Below are 500 nucleotides of genomic sequence, written 5' to 3'. Positions count from 1 at the left end.
TAAAAATACCAAAAGCCTTGTTGGATTGCTGGTCTAGCCTCCTGTGCTACGCTGCTTGAATTGGATAAAGTCGAGCTCAGGGTGTATTGCAAACCAGCGCTCAAAATGATGTCGCCCGGTAGGTTAGTCATGATAAACCAACTATCTGCTTTGTCTGGGTTGTCCGTGCTGCCTTTAGTGATCTGGTAGTACCTGACCTTGCGTTGTCTTCCAAAGATGATTTCACGAATGTAGCGCTGTTGCGTTGGGTATTCTGCCAACGGTTGGTCATAGGCACACCAACCGTTGTACCGCACCCGTTGTCCAGGCATCATCAACACACCATGATTCGAGCGAATTGCCACGATGTAGGGCAGTTTGAGCGTCTCTAAGACGTTGATGAAATTCCAACTCTCGCCATATAAACTGTCCGCTAGCACTCGCGCAACCACAAATCCTAATGCTTTGATTTCCCGAATCAATTCCACCGCAATTTCAGGTTTCGATTTGTACACATCTTT

At 47.0% G+C, this 500-nt stretch carries 1 protein-coding gene; it reads right to left on the bottom strand.

The genetic code is table 11. From position 1 onward, the window contains the following. On the bottom strand, window positions 1–500 hold a 500-nt coding region (locus tag GS601_RS22750), incomplete at both ends, for a transposase (RefSeq protein WP_202925306.1).

This window comes from Myxacorys almedinensis A (genome assembly GCF_010091945.1).
GTDB classification, from domain to species: Bacteria; Cyanobacteriota; Cyanobacteriia; order Leptolyngbyales; family Leptolyngbyaceae; genus Myxacorys; species Myxacorys almedinensis.
Note: the sequence above shows the minus strand (reverse complement) of the source record. Positions and strands in the feature narration are given on the sequence as shown.